The organism is Enterococcus sp. AZ167, assembly GCF_051714025.1.
Classification (GTDB): Bacteria; Bacillota; Bacilli; order Lactobacillales; family Enterococcaceae; genus Enterococcus_D; species Enterococcus_D casseliflavus.
In genome coordinates this window covers 1,637,275-1,655,912 of record NZ_JBIORB010000001.1, presented here as the reverse complement: position 1 = coordinate 1,655,912, position 18,638 = coordinate 1,637,275, and the positions used below count along the sequence as shown (strand labels likewise).

The window sequence follows — 18,638 nt, the reverse complement described above, 5'->3', positions numbered from 1 at the left end:
GAATAATTGCAAAAAGAACTTCATTTTTTAAGGAAGAAGGATATTTTTGTCATCGAATCTTTGGAACGACTAGGGCGAAACTATGATGAAATTTTTTATATAGTGCAGCAACTGGATTGATTGAATCCTTTAATAAGCAAATCAAGAAATACAGCCACCGCAAGGAACAGTTCCAAAATGAAGAGTCGATGGAACGTTTCTTAGTCTCGTCTTTTGATACTCACAACCAAAAATTCCTAGGTCGCAGTCATAAAGGTTTCCAACAGGCCGAAGGCGAGCTCGAACAAATGCTGAGTCAACCGATGGAGAATTAGAAACAATCTACAGTAGGAAAGAACCATTTACACAAAATTATTGACGCTCCCAAGCTAAAACTCCTATTAATCGATCTACTAAAAATAAATAAAAAATTCTTTTCAATTTTTATTTATGGTATGACATAAATAAAGTAAAGTTATTCTTCTAGGTTAATCTTATTAATACTCTTTCTCACTAGTGTTGCATGCAACACTAGTGAGAAAGAGCATTAAATATACTGCAAGGCAAGACATTTGGTAATTGAAGAATAACAAGCAAAAAAATAGCAGTCAGGTCTCTTGACAAAGTATAGTTGCTATTCTTTTTTTAGGCCCTACTTTAATGAAATTTTTGTTTGGAGGGAACGACTTCATTCCTTTGATTATTTCAGTTGAATTTAATAGAGAAGCCTGGCGTCTATTAAGAAATACTTTTCTTGATGAGCGTCAATTTTTTTAACGGAAATCTATCCTATACTAAATTCAGTAAAGAAAAAGGAGGAATTAAAGAAAGCTATTTTAAACAAACCAAAATTATAGGAGGAATAAATCATGACTGAAAATAAAGCTACTCAAGAAAGAACACCCCAAGAAAGATTGCAAGAAGAACAAGAACACAAGGAACATGTTCATCATACGAAAATTAATGCAGCGGCCATTGCGGATCATCTTTTAGGCAACATGCATACATTACATGTGAAACTGCACCAATATCACTGGTATGTAAAAGGAGCCAATTTCTTTACGTTGCATGAAAAATTTGAAGAGTTGTATAACGAAAATGAAAAATGGTTCGACAAACTTGCGGAGCGTCTAATTACTTCTGGGCATAAACCTGCTTCGACAACGGTTGAATTTGAAAAATATTCGATGCTTTCGGAAGATGCAGTTAATAAATACGCTAAAGCAGAAGACATGGTTGAAAATATTATCGAGGACTTCAGAAGCACTCGTGACCTAACTATTCGCGCGATTCGTTTAGCTCAAGACGAGGGTGACGATGCTTTAGAAGATACATTGATTGCTTTTAAAAATGACTTAGACAAGAACATTTGGATGCTGCAAGCGTTCATTGGTAAAGAAGCATTAGAAGATGATGACGCTCTTGATGAGGATGAAGATTAAGGTAAAAGTAGAAGCTGATTTAGGGATTGGAATTCTTTCCAGTCCTTTTTCCATTTTCTTGATGTGCATCAATTTTTTTGTAGTAAGAGACTTATATAATAAAAGCAGCGAATATAAACAAAATAAATAAAGGGGGAGAATGAATTGACTAAACATACCCATCATGAAATTGGCGACCACGCAGCCTGTATCCGCTTGGTTCCAATATTCAATCACTTAGAGGATAGCGCGATGAATTACATTGCTGAAAAAGCCCACACGAAACAGTATCAAAAAGGAGAGTTTCTGTTTCGTTCACAAGAAAAAGAGGATACTTTATATATTATCAATCGTGGGAAAATCCGTATTTATCGATTGGCAGACTCTGGCAAAGAGCAGCTAGTGCGGATCTTGAACCCTGGTGATTTCACCGGAGAATGGACCTTGTTCAACCCGGATGCAGTACACGAGGAATATGCCGAAGCAACCCGAGATACCGTTGTCTGTATGATTCAGCAAAAAGATGTCCAAGATTTTCTGGAACAATACCCAGCTATTTCTTTAAAACTATTGGCGGAAATGTCTAAACGGTTAGAAAGTTCAGAACGTCAAACGACACAAGTAGCCTTGGAGAGTGTCATTACCCGTTTAGTTTTGTTTTTGGCAGAAAATGTGGAACCTGAAATGGGCAACTCTCCCACCATCACCCTGCCGATGGAAAAAAAGGACATTGCTTCCTATTTAGGAACGACACCTGAGACCATCAGTCGCAAATTTGGAGAATTGGAGGACGAGGGATTGATTCAACAGCTGTCTGGGAAAAGGATCAAGATTCAGGATTTAGATGATTTATTGCTTTACAGCGAATAATCGGACACACTTTTTTCTACACATTGGTGTTCTGTCGCTCTTCATTAACAACGGGACAGAACTCAGTGCTTTTGCTTCCATCTGTCCGTTTTTGGCTTTTTTAAGACAGAACGACCTTCATTCATTGGAAAAATAAAAGCACAAACATGATAACCCTCAAGTTTTTTTGTTTTATTTTTCTTTAAGATAGGGTTGTCGAACAAAACGTAAAAATAAGTAGGGGTGAATGTGCATTATTTTTGGGTGATAGTTGCCATCACGTTGTCAGCAGCGGGTGCATTCTTTGTCGTCCCTTTCACCAAGAACACGATTGGCGGCGAAGCAAAAACGTCTAACGTTGTTGAGGCAGATAGGTTAGCTATGGAAAAAGAAGAGGAAGTTGTAAAAGGAGCCGGCGTAATCGGACACGGAAAAGTGGCGTATTACGAAGCGAGTGACCAGGGAGATAAAAGTGTATTCACTGTTTGGTTTCCATGGAGCTTAGCCGGAATCTTGTTCAGCATCACCATGACTAGAATGACGCGAAAAGTTGAAGAAATGGAGCAAATAGAATGGAATTCGTATTAGGCGTTTTGAATCCCCATGCGGTGGAGATTGGTTCTGTTGTGATTCATTGGTATGGAGTCATTATTGCAGCGGGCATATTAGCGGCTCTCCAGTTCAGCACCAAGGAAGCAAAGAAAAAAGGACTGGAAGAGGATACCATTATCGATATGGCCTTATGGGCAATTCCGATTGGACTCCTCGGCGCTCGGCTTTATTATGTGTTATTTGAACTTGGTTATTATCTGCAAAATCCAGGACAAATCCTTGCGATTTGGAATGGCGGCATTGCGATTTATGGGGGATTGATTGCAGGAGGGGGTACGCTATATTGGTATGCAAAGAAAAAAGGTACTTCTTTGGCACTCGTTCTTGATATTTTAGCGCCCAATGTATTGTTAGCCCAGTCCATTGGGCGTTGGGGCAATTTTATGAATCAGGAAGCTCATGGTGGACCGGTTACTCGTCAATTCTTGGAAAATCTTTATTTACCTGAATTTATCATTGAACAAATGAATATCAATGGTACCTACTACCATCCGACTTTTTTATACGAGTCATTGTGGAGTTTGTTGGGCTTTGTCCTCATCGTCACTATACGGAACCGAAAACAGCTTTTGCGTCAAGGAGAAGTCGCTTTGAGTTACGTTTTGTGGTACTCAGTGGGTCGGTTCTTCATTGAAGGTATGCGAACGGACAATTTATGGATTGGCGAGTGGATCCGCGTTTCGCAAGCCTTGTCTCTGGCCCTGTTTATTGGCGCGATTGTAGTATGGTTTATACGCAGACAAGACTATCCACCAATTTATTATTATTCTGATGGCAATAAGGGGCAGAAAAAGACTATTAAGATGGTGAATTGAGCAAAAAGATAAAAAGAAGTGCAAAACTTGATATGCGTCAATTTTCGTTTGCTAAAAGTGAGCTATACTACAGTTGTAAAGAGGAAAAGGCAGTGTTCATTAATCTGCTGCGGATAAAATAAAAACACATAAAGGAGATAGGAATTATGGAAAAAGCTATATTGCAATTAGAAACGTTGTCTTGTCCAAGTTGTATGCAAAAAATTGAAGGTGCCTTGAAATCAGTTAACGGTATTGATAAAGACAGCATTAAAGTATTATTCAACTCCAGCAAAGTCAAAACCAATTTTGATTCAGCTGTCACTTCGATTGAAGAGATTCAAAAAGCTATCGAAAACGTAGGCTATCCGGTCCTTAAAGCAAAAGTCAAGGCCGCTTAACAGATTAAATGAACTAGGCAATTCTGGAAGAAAAGCTATTTTTCCGGGATTGCTTTTTTGTTGCAATCCGATTCGAGGTGCTTAGAAACGATAAAAGAGAACTTTCTAAACTTGATAGCCGTAAATTTTTATTCGATAAAAAGAGGGTATCGTTATAACTGTAAAGAGGAATAAGTGTCATTGAGGCTGTTAGATCAAAAAAATAGTGAGAAGGGACACGTATTTTTTCAAAACTTGATGTCAGTCAATTAATTACTTAGGCAATTATCTTATACTGTGTTTATCAATAAAAGAGAAATTAAATTTGGAGGGAAAAAGCATGCAACAATATATATTAAGCAAGAAAAATGTTATCACCGTCATCAGTGGATTGTTAATCGCACTCGGTTTCTTCAGTCACTTTGTTTTAGAAAACGTAGGACTTTCAGAGTGGTCTTTGATCATCGCCTCTGTCTTTGGGATTACGCCAATTGCCATTCAAGCGTTTCAAGCAATGAAAGTCAAAGTCATCAGTATTGATGTCTTAGTCAGTATTGCAGCGATTGGTGCGCTTTTTATTCAAAATTATGAAGAATCGGCTATTGTCACGTTCTTATTCTTATTCGGACACTACTTGGAACAACGAACATTGAACCAAACGCGATCTGCTATCAAAGAATTGACTGAAATGGCACCCGAAAGCGCCTTGAAACAAATGGATAATGGCGAATTTGAAGAAGTAGAAGTGGATGATGTAGATGAAGGGGATATCTTGCTCGTTAAAACGGGTGCGAAAGTTCCAGTGGATGGCACAGTCCTTACGGGCGAAGGGCATATCAATGAAGCTAGCATTACAGGGGAAGCTGTTCCGGTCAACAAGCTAGCTGATGCAGAAGTTTTTGCAGGAACCATTTTAGAAAACGGAACGATTCAAATCAGAGCTGACCGAGTTGGTGAGGACACCACATTTGGAAAAATTATTGAACTCGTGGAAGAAGCACAAGATTCTAAATCCGAAGCGGAACGGTTCATTGATCGCTTTTCTAAATACTACACACCAGCTGTCTTGGTTCTGGCAATTGTTGTATGGGCGTTCAGTCAAAATATTGAGTTAGCAATCACCATCTTGGTTCTTGGTTGCCCAGGCGCATTAGTTATCGGAGTGCCTGTCTCAAACGTTGCCGGTATCGGGAATGGTGCTCGTAACGGTGTTCTTTTAAAAGGGAGTGAAGTCATTCAAGACTTCAGCAATGTGGATACAATTGTATTTGATAAGACAGGTACTTTAACTGTCGGAAACCCAACCGTTGCAGCGACTGAACTGTATGAAAAAGATTCTGCTGAAACGCTTGGCTATCTGGCCAGTGTGGAACGGGAATCAGATCATCCATTAGCAAAAGCGGTCTTAAATCAAATTGGAGAAACAAATTTTTATCCTGTTGAAGGAACTGAAGTCGTGAAAGGCGGCGGAATCGTTTCAAGTGTAGCTGGACATAGAGTGGCTGTTGGGAATGTGGCCTTGATGGAAAAAGAAAATGTCACTCTCAGCAAAAAAGTGCAAAAAGATGTCAAACGGTTTGAACAACAAGGGAACTCTCTCGTTTTGACAGCGGTCGACGGTGAATTAAAAGTACTGATGGGCATTCGCGATCAAGTCCGTCCGGGTGTGAAAGCTAATTTGCAGGAATTAAAAGACTTGGGCGTGAAAAATCTAGTCGTTCTTTCAGGAGATAACCAAGGAACCGTTGATGTGGTCGCCGGCGAACTTGGTTTGACCGAAGCTCACGGCCACATGTTGCCGGAAGACAAATCGGCTTATATCGGAAAACTTCAACAACGTGGTCAAATTGTAGCCTTTGTTGGAGATGGCGTTAACGATAGTCCGTCCTTAGCTTTAGCAGACATTGGAATCGCAATGGGAAGCGGAACGGACGTAGCGATTGAAACATCCGATGTCGTTTTAATGAACTCGAACTTCAGCAACTTGCCTCACGCATTAGGATTAGTAAAAGCCACCGCAAATAATATGAAACAAAATATCGTGATTTCAATTGGAGTAGTGTTGGTCTTGTTGACCAGCGTCTTCTTCAGCGAATGGATGAATATGTCTATCGGAATGTTGGTTCATGAAGGTAGTATCTTGGTGGTAATTTTCAATGGCATGAGATTAATGAAGTATAAGTTGAAAGGTTCTGTTGCAAAGTTCCAAAATGAACAATACTAGTCTAACACTAGCTATAGTTTATGCAGGTATTCCTAATAATATCTTCATTTCCGTGCAGACTGAAAACCCGAAGAGAGTGCCTTCTTTTCGGTTCTTCTTATATAATCCTCGAATGGCTTCCATGCCTTTAATCGTGGTTGAGGCTGTTCGTAAGCTTCGATAAAATTTGTTTCGTCTCTTGATGGGACGATGATCTTGTTCAATGAGGTTATTTAGATATTTCACCGTGCGATGTTCTGTTCGCTGGTAAAACCCGTGTGCCTGTAATTTTTTGAAGGCACTGGCAATAGAGGGAGCTTTATCGGTCACCAGAACCCTTGGTTCATCGAACTGTTTAACTAATCTCTTGAGAAAGGCGTAAGCTGCTTGTGTATCTCGCTTTTTCCGTAACCATATATCCAGAGTGAGACCATCTGCATCAATGGCGCGATAAAGATAATGCCATTTTCCTTTGATTTTAATATAGGTCTCGTCCATTTTCCACGAATAAATGGACTGTTTGTTTTTCCTCTTCCAAATGTTGTAAAGTAGTTTCCCATATTCCTGTACCCAACGATAGACAGTGGTGTGAGACACGTTAATACCACGGTTGTACAGAATTTCTTGGACGTCACGATAACTCAGGTTGTACCGAAGATAGTAGCCTACAGCGACAATAATCACATCTTTCTGAAATTGTTTGCCTTTAAAATGGTTCATCTTCGTTACTCCTCCTAGTTCCTATTAAACTCAGTTTACCCTATAATGGATCTGAGGGGAAACTTTGCAACAGAACCGAAAAATATTATTCTGCTGAAGAAATGGTCATACAGTTAGTAGAAGATTTTAGGACTAATCGTGAATTTACCGTTCGTGCAATGCGTTTAGCACAAGAAGAAGCAGATGATGCATTAGAAGATTTACTAATTAGTTATAAAGATTACTTAGATATAAATATTTGGCAACTTCAAGCCTTTGTTAACAAGGATGCGTTAGAAGATGATGACTATATAGATAACGATTAATTAGGAGGAAAGCTGTATGGCACACCATCACCACCATAGTCATATAGATTGTATACGTTTAGTTCCGATTTTTAATCACCTAAATGAAGAACAAATGAGTTTAATTGCGCAATCAGCGCAAGAAGTACATTATGCAAAGAATGCGTTGTTATTTGGAAATGGTGATAAAGATGACACACTTTATATTATAAATAATGGGCGTGTACGTGTTTATAACTTAAATGAATCTGGTCGTGAACAAACTGTACGCATATTAAATCCTGGTGATTTTATGGGAGAAGTGGCTATTTTTCAAACTGAAAGTTACCATTCTAATTATGCTGAAGCAATATCAGAAGTGAGCATATGTAGAATTCATAAAAAGGATATGGATGACTATTTAGGCGCTTACCCAGAAATTATGAGAAGAATACTATCAGATGTTACGAAACGTTTACAGGTATCAGAAAAGCAAACGATGCAGGTTGGTATGGAGCAAGTAGAGTCTCGTATTATTGATTTTCTATCAGAATACGTTGAAGATGAAGAAAACCATACTTATGTGACTTTACCAATGTCGAAAAAAGATCTAGCCTCGTACTTGGGTACAACCCCAGAAACAATAAGTCGTAAGTTCTCATCATTGGAAGAGAGAGGTTTAATTAAACAGCATACTCAAAAATATGTTGAGATATTTGATTTAGATAAGTTATTATTTGCATCAAGTTAAGTTAAATGGTTCTGTGTCAAATAGTATTGGTCACCAACACTATTTATCATAGAACCCAATTTTTTAGTACAATGATCCATGGTGATATCCTTTCTTGGTGTAGTTTTGTTTTAGAAGCCTAGAAAGTCAGCATAATTATCAATCTCATTTTCGTAAATATAAGTGGCAATATCTTTCATCACACTTATTTTATTTGTTTTCGTTAATTCAAAATAACTTTCAACATCAGCACCACCATGACCAACTATTTCATCACGTGAATATTGATATTTTTCAGGATTATCCAAATGAATAAAATATCTAATCATTCCACGTCCTGAACCAACTTTTTGTGGTGCAGGCACATTCAAAGGTTCAATAATTTTCTCAACTGCTTTTAACGTAATCGGCCCATCAGCCGATAACATTACATGCCAATGCGGTTTTTTGATCGTTCCATCAGGATTGAAATCTTTATCATGCAAGGGACTTTCAATCCAACGCATATGCGTTTCGTCTAAAATCTCTCGCCAATTTTTTGGCGCACTCTCTGGATACACAATAAATGCCCAAACTCTTTCACTTCACTGACAACACCTTCTACTAGCGTTTTTATCTGTTCAGCCGTTACACTCTTAGATTTCTCAAAGAAAGCCGTAAAACCTCTGTAAATGCCCTTAATTTCGTTTTTAAGCGACTTATTCTCTTTTTCTAAATCTTCAATTGTTTCAATATTCCGATTACTCTTACGCACTAAATCATTGTATTCTTTCACTAATTCGCTATATTTCCCTTTAACTTTAGTGATTTCTTTAGGTAAATCAGTTTCCACATATTTCTTTAATCGCTCATTTGAGCTATATAAATCTTCATAGCCTTGTATTAAAGCATTTAATTTATCTTTAGGAATAATCACATTTCCTGTTTTACGTTCTTCATTTTTCATAAATTCATGTCGCAACTTACCAATATCAATGGTTTCGCCACTTGGTACTTTGACCGTTTTCATTTCGTCTTTTAAATCTAAACTCTCTTTCTTGATTGTTGGTGTTTTATCGTTCGATAACGCTAAAACTTCTGACTTCCGCTGTTCCAGCGTGGTAGTCATCTCTTTCAATTCGTCTTTCGCCTTTTTATATTCAGACACAGTTAAATTTTTACGCTCTGACCCTTTTTCGCCACGTTCAAGGTTAAACCCTCGCTCTTGCAAGTACGTTGGCAACTCGTCTTGTACCGCCTGAAAGGCTTGTCGATTAAAGACTGTCTTTGCAGATAGCTTATGTTCAGCGTTAAATGGCACAATCCCTAAGTGCATATGAGGTGTCGTTTCGTCCAAGTGAACTTGAGCGTAACGAATATTATTATCGCCAAATTTTTCAGCGAAGTAATCTTTCGCCTGTTCGAAAAAATCTTTAATTTCTTTATCGTCTTTATCTTTAAAAAATTGGTTGTCAGAAGTTATGATCCATTCGTTTATTAATATAGCATCTTTTCTGACGGCATGACTACTTGATTTGTTATCGTTAATAAATTGCTGAATATCCGTTTTGTAATTGTCTGTGCGATTGACCAAATCATAATTCAAATACGAGCGTTCCGTATCAATATCTTTGTTTGAATGATTGTCAGTTAACCGTTGATTATGATTACCCATTCCGACTAAATTTCCAGCTTTCATCTTTTGCATTCTTGCGACTAAATAACTCATCATAAGTCCTCCATTCTTTGGTTTGGCGAATTAGCGGTAAAAAAACGTATCTGAGGTTTGAGGTTAGGATTCAAAAAAATATAAGAAAAGCCCCATTTAAGGGGCTTTTTTATCTATAAAATAAAGTTCAGAAAAGTCTCAATCGTGCCACTTTCATACATGATGTATAGTCCAAGTGGAATGAATACTAAGGGCACAATGATTCGCTCGTATTTTTCAATTGTCTCGGATATTAACGGAATAGTAGATAGCACCCGACTAAGCTCGCAAAAGATAATTATGCCGATTGCAAACACAAGCAACGCCACGAGGGTCTGTGACCAATCTAACGAAGCAAAATAAGGTATATAGATACCTAAATTATCTCCGCCAGACGCAATTGTCAGCAATGTGACTGTCCAAAACAGTTGATTTGCCTTGCTTTGTTCTAATCTTTCAATAATTTCTTCCTCTTCTTCTTCCTCACCTTCTCCAACAATTGCAAAGCGAATCCCTAAATAGATAGGGATTAAACCAAGCAATCCAACCATCCATGCTTCAGGCACGAAATTGACGACATAAGCAGCAACTAAACTCGCCCCTACAAGTAAGCCAGTTCCTAGATATTGCCCCGCATAAATATGCCATTTCTGTTTATTCTGTGATAGCTGTGCAAATAAAATAATTAAAATAATTAAATAATCGATACTGGTGGAAATATAAACACCAATAGCAGATATGATTGTCTGTCCCATAAAAAAACCTCCTGTATTAGTCAGTAATAAATCAGCAGATTTTAGGAGAGCACAGACACATTAATTTAGCTATCGCTAATGGGTAATGTCGAACGTAGGAAAGCATTTTACTCCTCCTCAAAACGTAGTTACAAAGTAATTTCTAACTGGAATTCGGTGACTACTTCCTTGTAAAGTATAACCCACTATACTTTACAAGGTAAAGTGTGGGCTCTCCGAGGGGTCTTGCAGACGGCTCTGTCGGCTCTTTTGAGCCGAGTATCAGCGCACCCTTATGGTGCATTTAGCTGATACCTGTTTGACGTTTTGCTACTCTACCTTTTCGGTAGGTATGCAAACCTCAAACCAAAATAAAAACCCCCTTCGACTTTCGTCAGGGGGCTTTTATATTTAAGTGCATTTAATTTTGAAGATTACCCCCAAAATATAGACCAAAAACATCGACATTATTATTAATGGTTTGATGAAAACGAGTGATATTTTTGAACGTAAATTCATCACTATGATTTTCAAAGTATCTTCTTAACTGAATAATATTTTTTAAATCATTATCTGCAACAACAGTTAATAATTCATCTTTAAATTTACCAGTCATCTCTCAAAAATCTCCTAGCTATTTTTCTTCTTTAACCACATACCGTCAATCATCTTGTTGATTGCTAAAGTATTATTATTAATTGCCACGTCAAACCATTCATCTGATTTTTGAATACAAATCATTAAAAATTGTAATTATGATATTGATTTTTGGGATTCTTTTCCAGCTGGAATGGACGAGTTAGCGAAAATTTTTAGAATGGTTGTCATGGGTGAAGATACCGTAAAAGGAATTGCATTAACTATGGAAATATTGCGGATGCTGCGACTATAGCTAAAGAAGCCTTAGAGGCGTTCTGTGACTTACTACAAGAAGAAGGAAAAGGTTGCTTTAAAGATCCAGAAAAAATTGCCAAATCATTCAACGTGCATTTACCATGAGTTATCGTTTAGGTAGACTTGCACAAGAATCCATCAATGTCGTTCTAAGTGTTCTTGTACGTGAAATTCGTGCGCTTGAAAAGAACATCAAAGACTTGGAAAAGCAATCAAGCAATTATTTGTCGGCATTCGAGAATATCAATATTTGCCCGGTGTTCCAGGTATTGGAAAGGTGTACTCCACTTAATTAATCGTTGAAATCGGTCAAATTGAACGATTGGAAAATCAAACCAAAATTTCTGATATCGAAAAGACGATTCAGTTGATTGAATCGAAAATTGACGAACTAAAAAAAGGTGTGTGAGATAGCATGTCAAAGAAACGAATTCCGGTATTTTTAGACACGGAACATGAAGATGCTTTGAAAGAATTAAAAACCTATCTGCCCGTTGACGAGGATATTAAAGACAGTCCGATGATTCGATATGCGCTGCTTGAATTACTTAATCGGGTGAGAAAAGAAATAAATTTCGAAAAAAAAGTATTGGATTCTTTGTCATTATTAGAGATTATGACCAATGCAAAATTGGAGCAAGATCATACCAAAATACAAGAACTTTTTTCTTCTGATGTTTATCAAGAAGCAGTCACAATGAGTAAGAAAGTTGTTCGAAATAAGAACTATCGCTTCAAAAATAGGAAGGACGAATCAAAGAAAGAAGAAAAGAAAAAGGTCAAATCTGTTCAAGAAGATGTCAAAAAAGAACGTGATTTTAATGATATTGTTTCCCAATATTTACCAAAATAATTGAGGGTTGATGATGGCACCTAGGTGGTACTTTTTGTAAAAAGTGCCACCTAGGTGCCATCGGTAGTGGTATCTGGGTTTCACTAAAAAAGCCTCAATGATATCACTTTGAAATCTCTTAAAACCCAATAGGCACAGCCTATTTTCCACCTTCTAACTAGAAGGTGGGGGTATCTACCTTATGCTCTTTCATTGTTCTAACTCTTTTAGGCACTCACAAGATTCATAATGATTAAATAGCTGGAGGTTTTCTCATGCCAAGATTTACTTTAATAATTGAAAACGAGCCATTGGTTGCGTACCTCGAACAGCGAGCTAAGAAACAAACCTTTAATACAGGAAAGAAAGTCACTCGAAACGAAGTGATCAATCAGATTCTTCAAAATAAAATGATCAATGACCTAACGAATAAGAATGACGATCCTAGTCAATCATTTGAAGGTTATTTGGATTATATGGATCGAAAAAATGCGTTACTCGCTCAATTAAAATTGACAGCTGAAGAAAGAGTATCATTAGGTGAGATCAACAAACGTCTCGCTGATTATTCGACTTTATCAAAAGCGCAAATTGAGATCATGCAAAAAGAAACGCAAGAAAAAATATGGTCGCTGAATACAGGGATGTTTGATTTCAACAATGATGATTTGACGCAACAAGAAGTTGAACAATACAAAGAATTATTCGATCGAGCGAACAAAAATGAATCTGTATTGTTTCAAGATGTGGTGTCTTTCGATACAAAAGCATTGATTGAAGCAGGCATTTACAATCCATATTCAAATGAATTAAAAAGGGAACCGTTAATCATGGCCGGTAGAAAAATGATGAACGTCCTTTATGAGAAAGAAAAATTAAATGGATCAACAATCAGTGTCGGCGAAATCCATTACAACACGGGTCACTTTCACGTAAGTTATACCGACAGCTAACGTTAAAAAATACCAAAATCCCATTGTTATCGCCCACTTTCTTTGAATAGTTTTTACTTTCAAACTGTTTAATAAATTTTATCATAGACAAGAAGAACTAAAGATGTGTCTGAGCAGCGTGCGAATGAATCCAACGAAACAGCTGAAAAAAACAAACCAACACCGCCGCCGCTACCAAAACAAGAAACGGATCCATTTGCACAAAGCAGTTCGGCAATTGATGTGTCAAATGATGATTTACCTTTTTAATTATACAAAAGCCAATGATTGCAGAAATAAAACTCAAAAAAGTGCCAACGTTTGGTAACGTTGGCACTGAGAGAGTTGAAAATAAAAGGTGCACTTATTGGATTTTTTAACCTCATATAATCAACATAGCTTTAGCTTACTATTTTGGTAATAGCTAGTCAATTTCTAAGTGTTGAAGAATAAATAATGATTGTTGGATCGTTCAAAATAGATTTGTTGATTAAAAAAATTCTTCATGGTATTTTTAAAATGTAAAAATATTTATAAGAAGGAGTTAATTGCATGAAAAAATTGATGGTTATGTTACTTGCGTTAGGATCTTTTATGGTATTTTCACATGAGGCAAATGCTTCTACGGTTACTGATAGCGCAGAGATAAATGGTAATAGTGCAAAAGTAGAAGTGAACGATGAACAGTATTTAGAATTTGAAAAGGGGTATTTAGGTTCTTTAGAAGGGATTTCAATCGAACCAGAAAAAAGTAACAATAACGATTCTAGTTTTATAGCCGCAGCTGTTGTCCCAATCAGATCGTATAACAAAACAATTACAATGACCTTCAGCAATACAAATTTTCCATCAAGTACAAAATATAGTGAATATAAATATAATGCTTGGTACAGAGGAACTTTGACTTTCCAATCATCTAAAAAAAGTGGAAATTCTTACATTGCAACTTATTCAGGTGCATTATTTATTTCTAACTAATATTAGAGTTTGATTCTCTGATATAAGTTAATCTATAAAAAGCCCACGATGATTCTCTCGTGGGCTTTTTCGTGTCTAAAAAACAAATGACAATAGTATAAGCTACACCTTCGTCTTAGCCAAAGCCTGTATGAGTAAACCATACTCATACAACAGTGACTACTTTAATATGAAAAGAGGAAAAACGTGCGATTATTTGATGTTCACCAATTTGAATTACCTGAAAAAAAGGTGATTGATTGGGATAAAACCAAAAGAGAGATCGGATCGATGCTCTCTAGTTATCTTGTTTCAAGAGAAAGGATGGGATTGACGAGGATGCCGCCGATCCATTCTACGTATTCGCTCTTAGACCAAGATATACCAGAAATCAAACACTCTAGCTTTGTTCAAGAAAATCAGCAGTTCAAACAAGAGTTTCTTTATTTTCACCATTTATTTTCTTTGGGTCTGACGGCCACTAGCCATCCATATAAACCAGAAATCACCGATCGGAGACGAAAGATTTTTTTGATGCGTTTTGTCTACGGATTATCAATCATGTGAGCGATCGGATCCATTATCAGAAAAATGTGATCGTCGATGATTCTCAATCCAGCTTACTGCAGTTTGCGAATGCTTTGTCTATTTTAGCTTTAAAAGAACAAGAGATCTCTGCCTGATGCTGGTACTTTTTTCTATTGATCACTTCGGGTTGTGTCCACAACACGGTTTCTGAAGGAGCGGTGGTGGTGGCTGGAGCGACTGAAGGAACAAGCTTATTGGCTTAAATAATGTTGATAAAAAACGCTAAAAACCTTGATAAATATAGGTTTTCAGCGTGGGTTATGGTATAATATGAGTACAGTAAAGTTTGTGACGGTGGCTATCTTTTGGAAGGTGGTGATGCTTATGAAAGTAAGTGTTCACTCTTTAGAAAGGAGAAGCTTTTTGTCTGTAGCTGAAGCATTAGGGCTAATGATTAGTTTCGGTTCTTTAATCGCAACGATCATCTTTGGCATCCTAACAGCAGTGAAAAATGACAAAAAAAAATAACCGTCTACTTTAGCAGGTCACGGTTATTTTCGTTTAAATAATAGTACTGCCACCGTCTTAAACGGTGCTGTAGGGGAGTTGTTAGCGCAACTCCTCTTTACATAGTTAGTATAGCAAGATTTCAGTGAAATATCAACCTTTTGCTCTACAGATGTGCCTTGCACGTCTATTTTTTTTGCCCTCCTAAGTGGTGGAAACGGCTGGAACGTAGAGGGCAAAAAAGATCGCTTTTCTTTCTTAAAAAAAGGCCTAAGTACCACCATTGTTTCGTAATTTAACAAACTATTTCCTCGGTATTCTAAATCCATCAGGTACTTGAAATACCTTTCATACGCATGAAGAAACTGAGTGAACAATGAAAAATTCTGAGACATTGAATAGAGCTACTGTTAAATAATGAATTATATTTTGTCTACCTGAATTTTGTTTTTTGAAGTTTCCAAAAAATAGTTATCAATATAAAACTTGATTTTCTCAAAGTCCCTCTCTAAAAATAAAATTGTAGGTACCTTAATAACAGGTAGATTGCGTTTATTAATGAATGCTACAAAGGAATCTGGGATAACAAGTATATCGACAGTATCTTTATCTTCTGGGTAATCTGCTGTTACATTATAATATTCAGAAAAATAAGCTAATAAATCATCTATATTACGTCTAGCGTGAGTAGCGAATATTGTAGTTGTTCCTATACCAGAATTTGAAGTTAGCGTAAAACATATTTTCGACATAGTTTAATCCCCTTTTTTTATAGTATAAAACTAAATTTAAATTTGAGAAAGGGGTTACAATATCATGAGATTAAAACATTTTATAAAATAACATAAAAATAGATGATGCTAAATTGGATAAATACCAAGTGTCTTGAACATATTGTTTGAAGCAAAATAAATTTTACTTTTTAGAATAAAAACGATGTATGTAATTAAAATAAAACGTATTATTAATACAGCTCGTTAAATAATAAATCCTTTATAACTAATGAATCAAGTTGATAAAAGGTAGTTTAATCCTTGCAAAAAAATTGATAGAATTGAGGACGTATTTGAAAAAAAGGAAATGGAAGACGTTTGCTGGTACTGTTGCAAAGGCATGTAATCCTTAATGAGAATAGTAATTAAAGTTATTTCAAGTATTTTTGCTTTGACCTCGATTTTGCTTGTATTATTTTTGTTTAAAAATCAGTTGACCTCTGGATCAGTATTTTCATATAGTTATTATGAAAAAGAAATCTCTGCAAAAACTTCAGTGACTACTAAATCAGATATTAATAACTTTGACTATGTACTATTTACAAGAGAATCTTGTCCGTATTGCAATGCATTTGCCCCTAAACTATTTTTATCTTCTCAATATGAAGATAAAAAATTCTTGATTATAGATACGAACACAAAAGAAACTAATCCTTCTACTTTATGGTATATTAATGAGTTAGAGATAACCGAAGTTCCAACTATAGTAAATATGAAAACTAAAGAGCGCTTCTCTTATACCGATCAAATTGGTAGCATAAATAATTTTTTAGAATAGAGGTTGATTTGATGTTAGAAAATATCGGTTTTTTTCTTACTGTTGTCCCATTTTTGCTACAAGTGTTTTTGTTACTTATAGTCTATAAAAAGGATAATAATCGAGAAAAATATAAAAATTACTTACTTTATATTATTACTATATTGAATATCATTTCAGTTCTTGCATTTTCTGTAATGCAAGGATACCTTGTAGATGCGTACGTAATTGAATCAACATACGTAATGTTCGTCCCTGCAGTCCTAACAGGAATCGCTGCTTTAATTACATTTATAAAGATCTAATTAGAAAGAGGACAATTATTGTTCTCTTTTTTGTTAGGATAGGGTGCTCTTAATATTGTCGATTCATTGTGCCGCTAAGACAAAAATAGATAAGAATAATATGGTTTTCTATTTTCAAGTTTAATACAAAAGGGTCAGAAACTTAAGGGTTTATGAGCTCTCTTTGATTGCTATAACTATAAAGGAGTTCAAGATAGAATATTCTTTAACAGTTTTTCTATGCTAAATTAACCTATAGTGAGAGTACTAACTATGCTATTAATTCCTATTTACTTAGAAATTATGAGTAAACAACTTGACCTTATATAGATGGTTGTCTATATTACATATATAGACAACCATCTATATAAGGAGGGTCGAAGAATGAATTATGAATCTCTTTCATTAGTATTAAAATCTCTAGCGGATCCAAATCGTATGAAAATAGTAGATGTGCTTTCTTGCGGTAGTTTGTGTGCATGTGATTTACTTGAATATTTTGATTTTACGCAGCCTACACTTTCTCATCATATGAAAGTACTTGAAAAAGCGGGTGTCGTTTGTGTAAGTAAAAAAGGGCAATGGCACCATTATTCATTGAGGGAAGAATTTGTTGTAGAATTTATGGAATCTATTCAACAATTACTTGTAAATAATGAAGACAACTGTGTATGCAAAGTAAAAGAAGAATCTAAGTAGGAGGAAAGTAAAAATGAAATCAAAAGGTAAAGCTGAAGGGTTAGGCTTTTTTGAAAAGTATTTAACTCTATGGGTAATTTTGTGTATGATAATCGGAGTATTGATTGGACAGTTTGCTCCAGCTATCCCTGTTACATTAAGTCAATTTGAGTATTTTCAGGTCTCAATTCCAACGGCTATTTTGATATGGTTGATGATTTATCCTATGATGTTAAAAATTGATTTTACCAGTATTGTTCGTGCTGCTAAAAAACCTAAGGGATTAGTTATCACGTGCGTTACTAATTGGCTTATTAAACCGTTTACGATGTATGGCATTTCAGCACTCTTTTTTTATGTGATTTTCCAACAATTGATTCCAATAGAACTAGCAAAAGAATACGTCGCTGGTGCAGTTATTCTAGGAGCAGCACCATGTACAGCGATGGTTTTTGTGTGGAGCTACCTAACAAAAGGCGACTCTGCCTATACTTTGGTTCAAGTCGCAATCAACGATTTAATTATCCTAGTATTATTTGCACCTATTGTTGCTTTCTTGTTAGGTGTTGATAATGTAAGTGTCCCCTTAGCTACTTTATTACTGTCTACTGTTCTTTTTGTAGTTGTTCCATTGTTTTTAGGCTTCATTACTCGAGTGTTGATCATAAAAAAAAGAGGTTTAACCTATTTTGAAAATGTCTTCTTGAAGAAATTTGATTCAGTGACGATTATTGGTTTATTACTAACTCTGATCATTATCTTCTCCTTCCAAGGTGAAAGAATCATTGCTAATCCATTGCATATTTTATTGATTGCAATTCCTTTAACGATTCAAACGATTTTAATATTTACAATTGCTTATAGTTGGGCAAGATTTTGGAAGTTGCCACATAATATTGCTTCTCCTGCTGGAATGATAGGAGCAAGTAACTTTTTTGAGTTGGCAGTAGCGGTATCAATATCACTTTTTGGATTACAGTCGGGAGCAACTTTAGCAACAGTCGTAGGCGTACTTGTGGAAGTGCCAGTTATGTTACTTTTAGTTAAGGTTTCTAATAAAACAAAAGACTGGTTCATAAATCCGGAATCTTTGAGTGAAATCAAGAACGTATAAAGGATAGGTG

22 protein-coding genes and 3 pseudogenes are annotated in these 18,638 nt (G+C 36.0%); 19 read left to right on the top strand and 6 right to left on the bottom strand.

What is annotated here, in order from left to right; genetic code table 11:
- Positions 1–107 precede the first annotated feature (107 nt).
- The 7 genes and pseudogenes from IGJ05_RS07755 to IGJ05_RS07725 form a co-directional block, all read left to right on the top strand.
- Positions 108–314 (top strand): annotated as a pseudogene (locus IGJ05_RS07755) (IS256 family transposase); the annotation flags it as partial.
- Between the two features lie 534 nt (positions 315–848).
- A complete protein-coding gene (locus IGJ05_RS07750) occupies positions 849–1,421 on the top strand; it encodes a Dps family protein (RefSeq protein WP_002292150.1) in 573 nt (190 codons plus the stop codon).
- Between the two features lie 144 nt (positions 1,422–1,565).
- Positions 1,566–2,270 carry a Crp/Fnr family transcriptional regulator gene (locus IGJ05_RS07745; RefSeq protein ID WP_003125436.1) on the top strand — a complete coding sequence of 235 codons (705 nt, stop codon included), beginning with the start codon at positions 1,566–1,568 and terminating at the stop codon, positions 2,268–2,270.
- A gap of 228 nt (positions 2,271–2,498) precedes the next feature.
- The gene (locus IGJ05_RS07740; protein WP_081116777.1) at positions 2,499–2,837 is read left to right on the top strand and encodes a hypothetical protein; all 339 of its coding nucleotides are present in this window, start codon (positions 2,499–2,501) and stop codon (positions 2,835–2,837) included.
- Positions 2,822–3,676: a prolipoprotein diacylglyceryl transferase gene (gene lgt / locus IGJ05_RS07735; protein ID WP_438725145.1), complete on the top strand. Its 855-nt coding sequence runs from the start codon at positions 2,822–2,824 to the stop codon at positions 3,674–3,676. Before IGJ05_RS07740 ends, lgt begins: the two co-directional genes overlap by 16 nt.
- A 146-nt stretch (positions 3,677–3,822) precedes the next feature.
- Positions 3,823–4,056 carry a heavy-metal-associated domain-containing protein gene (locus tag IGJ05_RS07730; protein ID WP_003125439.1) on the top strand — a complete coding sequence of 78 codons (234 nt, stop codon included), beginning with the start codon at positions 3,823–3,825 and terminating at the stop codon, positions 4,054–4,056.
- Positions 4,057–4,375: 319 nt separating this feature from the next.
- Entirely contained in the window at positions 4,376–6,259 is a 1,884-nt protein-coding gene (locus tag IGJ05_RS07725) for a heavy metal translocating P-type ATPase (protein WP_081132257.1), read from the top strand.
- 18 nt (positions 6,260–6,277) lie between these two features.
- Here the strand turns inward: IGJ05_RS07725 and IGJ05_RS07720 are convergent, their stop codons facing one another.
- Positions 6,278–6,958, bottom strand: coding sequence for an IS6 family transposase (locus IGJ05_RS07720; protein WP_002389568.1), 681 nt, complete (start codon positions 6,956–6,958; stop codon positions 6,278–6,280).
- 74 nt (positions 6,959–7,032) lie between these two features.
- Between IGJ05_RS07720 and IGJ05_RS07715 the strand changes: the two are divergent.
- Positions 7,033–7,263: pseudogene (locus tag IGJ05_RS07715) on the top strand (ferritin-like domain-containing protein); the annotation flags it as partial.
- Between the two features lie 16 nt (positions 7,264–7,279).
- Positions 7,280–7,972 (top strand): Crp/Fnr family transcriptional regulator, encoded by a 693-nt coding sequence (locus IGJ05_RS07710; protein ID WP_005225225.1) that lies wholly within the window; start codon positions 7,280–7,282, stop codon positions 7,970–7,972.
- Positions 7,973–8,082: 110 nt separating this feature from the next.
- On the opposite strand, the gene IGJ05_RS07705 is transcribed toward IGJ05_RS07710, so the two are convergent.
- The 4 genes from IGJ05_RS07705 to IGJ05_RS07690 all read right to left on the bottom strand — a co-directional run bounded on the left by IGJ05_RS07705 (position 8,083) and on the right by IGJ05_RS07690 (position 10,988).
- Positions 8,083–8,511, bottom strand: a complete 429-nt coding sequence (locus IGJ05_RS07705) for a replication protein (RefSeq protein ID WP_206902100.1) — start codon at positions 8,509–8,511, stop codon at positions 8,083–8,085.
- Positions 8,469–9,659 (bottom strand): MobV family relaxase, encoded by a 1,191-nt coding sequence (gene mobV, locus IGJ05_RS07700; RefSeq protein ID WP_154694252.1) that lies wholly within the window; start codon positions 9,657–9,659, stop codon positions 8,469–8,471. The genes IGJ05_RS07705 and mobV overlap by 43 nt, the downstream gene beginning before the upstream one ends.
- A gap of 113 nt (positions 9,660–9,772) precedes the next feature.
- Positions 9,773–10,393: a CadD family cadmium resistance transporter gene (locus tag IGJ05_RS07695; protein ID WP_438725144.1), complete on the bottom strand. Its 621-nt coding sequence runs from the start codon at positions 10,391–10,393 to the stop codon at positions 9,773–9,775.
- Positions 10,394–10,793: 400 nt separating this feature from the next.
- On the bottom strand, positions 10,794–10,988 hold the full coding sequence (locus IGJ05_RS07690) for a hypothetical protein (RefSeq protein ID WP_154694254.1): 195 nt from the start codon (positions 10,986–10,988) through the stop codon (positions 10,794–10,796).
- Positions 10,989–11,260: 272 nt separating this feature from the next.
- On the opposite strand from IGJ05_RS07690, the pseudogene IGJ05_RS07685 reads away from it, so the two are divergent.
- The 7 genes and pseudogenes from IGJ05_RS07685 to IGJ05_RS07655 form a co-directional block, all read left to right on the top strand.
- Positions 11,261–11,555, top strand: a pseudogene (locus IGJ05_RS07685) (IS110 family transposase); the annotation flags it as partial.
- Between the two features lie 126 nt (positions 11,556–11,681).
- Positions 11,682–12,119 carry a hypothetical protein gene (locus tag IGJ05_RS07680; RefSeq protein ID WP_170924071.1) on the top strand — a complete coding sequence of 146 codons (438 nt, stop codon included), beginning with the start codon at positions 11,682–11,684 and terminating at the stop codon, positions 12,117–12,119.
- A 254-nt stretch (positions 12,120–12,373) separates the two neighbouring features.
- Positions 12,374–13,051 (top strand): relaxase MobL, encoded by a 678-nt coding sequence (mobL, locus tag IGJ05_RS07675; RefSeq protein WP_266166955.1) that lies wholly within the window; start codon positions 12,374–12,376, stop codon positions 13,049–13,051.
- 105 nt (positions 13,052–13,156) lie between these two features.
- Complete coding sequence (locus tag IGJ05_RS07670) at positions 13,157–13,300, top strand: hypothetical protein (protein ID WP_242596012.1); 144 nt, start codon at positions 13,157–13,159, stop codon at positions 13,298–13,300.
- Between the two features lie 282 nt (positions 13,301–13,582).
- Positions 13,583–14,008, top strand: a complete 426-nt coding sequence (locus tag IGJ05_RS07665) for a hypothetical protein (protein WP_086293244.1) — start codon at positions 13,583–13,585, stop codon at positions 14,006–14,008.
- A 186-nt stretch (positions 14,009–14,194) separates the two neighbouring features.
- Positions 14,195–14,554, top strand: a complete 360-nt coding sequence (locus IGJ05_RS07660) for a transcriptional regulator (protein ID WP_236596215.1) — start codon at positions 14,195–14,197, stop codon at positions 14,552–14,554.
- A gap of 345 nt (positions 14,555–14,899) precedes the next feature.
- On the top strand, positions 14,900–15,043 hold the full coding sequence (locus IGJ05_RS07655; protein ID WP_221928441.1) for a putative holin-like toxin: 144 nt from the start codon (positions 14,900–14,902) through the stop codon (positions 15,041–15,043).
- 401 nt (positions 15,044–15,444) lie between these two features.
- On the opposite strand, the gene IGJ05_RS07650 is transcribed toward IGJ05_RS07655, so the two are convergent.
- A complete protein-coding gene (locus tag IGJ05_RS07650) occupies positions 15,445–15,774 on the bottom strand; it encodes a hypothetical protein (protein ID WP_142425322.1) in 330 nt (109 codons plus the stop codon).
- Between the two features lie 373 nt (positions 15,775–16,147).
- On the opposite strand from IGJ05_RS07650, the gene IGJ05_RS07645 reads away from it, so the two are divergent.
- The 3 genes from IGJ05_RS07645 (at position 16,148) to arsB (ending at position 18,628) form a co-directional block, all read left to right on the top strand.
- On the top strand, positions 16,148–16,573 hold the full coding sequence (locus IGJ05_RS07645; protein WP_266166956.1) for a thioredoxin family protein: 426 nt from the start codon (positions 16,148–16,150) through the stop codon (positions 16,571–16,573).
- 647 nt (positions 16,574–17,220) lie between these two features.
- Positions 17,221–17,535 carry an ArsR/SmtB family transcription factor gene (locus IGJ05_RS07640; RefSeq protein WP_266166957.1) on the top strand — a complete coding sequence of 105 codons (315 nt, stop codon included), beginning with the start codon at positions 17,221–17,223 and terminating at the stop codon, positions 17,533–17,535.
- A 13-nt stretch (positions 17,536–17,548) separates the two neighbouring features.
- Positions 17,549–18,628: an ACR3 family arsenite efflux transporter gene (gene arsB / locus IGJ05_RS07635; protein WP_266166958.1), complete on the top strand. Its 1,080-nt coding sequence runs from the start codon at positions 17,549–17,551 to the stop codon at positions 18,626–18,628.
- Positions 18,629–18,638: the final 10 nt, after the last annotated feature.